The 1,687-nt window shown below is 71.0% G+C and carries 1 protein-coding gene; it reads left to right on the top strand.

Annotated features, from left to right (window positions below; genetic code table 11):
* Positions 1 to 133: 133 nt before the first annotated feature.
* On the top strand, positions 134 to 1,687 hold a 1,554-nt coding region (locus tag SCWH03_RS03085), incomplete at its 3' end, for a type I polyketide synthase (RefSeq protein WP_254076526.1).

Below are 1,687 nucleotides of genomic sequence, written 5' to 3'. Positions count from 1 at the left end.
CACGGGCCGGCGGCCGGGTCGTCCCGCACGGACAGCCCCCGGCCGCCTGTCCGCTGCCGTTTCTCTGAGGAAAACGCTACTGCCGCGGCTGCTGCAATGGCGGTCGGATGACTGCGGACGACGGAGCTGATGAATGAACACCTCCAGCGAGAAGGTTGTCGAGGCACTGCGCGCCGCGATGAAGGACGCGGAGCGGTTGCGCAGGCAGAACCGGCAACTGGTCGCCGCCGCCACCGAGCCGGTAGCGATCGTCGGCATGGCCTGCCGCTTCCCGGCCGGCATCCACTCGCCGGAACAGCTGTGGGAGCTCGTCGCTTCCGGGGGCGACGCGATCACCGGCTTCCCCACGGACCGCGGGTGGGACATCGCCTCGCTGCTGGGCGGCGGTGCCGACGAACGCGGCAACAGCGTGAGCATCCAGGGCGGCTTCCTGACCGCCCTCGCCGACTTCGACGCCGGCTTCTTCGGCATCTCACCGCGCGAGGCGATCACCATGGACCCCCAGCAGCGCCTGCTGCTGGAGACCTCCTGGGAAGCCGTCGAGCGCGCGGGCATCGACCCGGCCGGGCTGCGCGGTTCCCGCACCGGCGTGTTCGTCGGCACCAACGGTCAGGACTACCAGCATCTGCTGATCCGCGGTCTCGACGACGCCACCGGCGACGTCGGCACCGGCATCGCGGCCTCAGCCGAGTCCGGCCGCATCGCCTACGCCCTCGGTCTGGAAGGCCCCACCGTCACGGTCGACACCGCGTGCTCGTCGTCGCTGGTGGCGCTGCATCTCGCGGCCCAGGCGCTGCGCGGCGGCGAGTGCGACCTCGCCCTCGCCGGCGGCGTCAACGTGATGTGTACACCCGGTTCCCTGGTCGAGTTCAGCCGCGCCGGCGGACTCGCGCGCGACGGCCGCTGCAAGGCGTTCTCCGACGACGCGGACGGCACCGGCTGGTCCGAGGGCGCCGGCATGCTGATGCTCGAACGTTTGTCCGATGCGGTGGAGGCCGGGCATCCCGTGCTCGCCGTGGTGCGCGGAAGCGCGGTCAACTCGGACGGTGCCTCCAACGGCTTCACCGCGCCCAACGGACGCGCTCAGCAGCGGGTGATCCGGCAGGCGCTGGACCGTGCCGGTCTCGCCGCGTCGGATGTGGATGTGGTGGAGGGGCATGGTACGGGGACGGCGCTGGGTGATCCGATCGAGGCGCAGGCGTTGCTGGCGACGTATGGGCAGGAGCGGGATGCGGGGCGGCCGTTGTTGCTGGGGTCGGTGAAGTCGAATATCGGTCATACGCAGGCGGCGGCGGGTGTGGCGGGTGTGATCAAGATGGTGATGGCGATGCGGCATGGGGTGGTGCCGCGGACGTTGCATGTGGTGGAGCCGTCGTCGCATGTGGATTGGTCGGCGGGTGCGGTGGAGCTTGTGGCCGAGCGTGTCGTGTGGCCTTCGGTGGGGCGGCCGCGTCGGGCGGGTGTGTCGTCGTTCGGGGTGAGTGGGACGAATGCGCATGTGGTTGTGGAGGGGGTGTCTGCGGGGGAGGGGGTGGTGTCGGGGTCTGGGTCTGGGGTGGCTGGGTCTGGGGTGGCTGGGGATGGGGTGGTGCCGTGGTTGGTGTCGGCGCGGTCGGGTGGGGCGTTGGATGCGGGGTTGGAGGCGTTGGGGGGGGTTGCGGGTCGTTCGGTGGAGGTGGGTTGGGCG

Origin of the sequence: Streptomyces pacificus (assembly GCF_011766325.1) — a bacterium.
GTDB classification, from domain to species: domain Bacteria; phylum Actinomycetota; class Actinomycetes; order Streptomycetales; family Streptomycetaceae; genus Streptomyces; species Streptomyces pacificus.
Note: the sequence above shows the minus strand (reverse complement) of the source record. Positions and strands in the feature narration are given on the sequence as shown.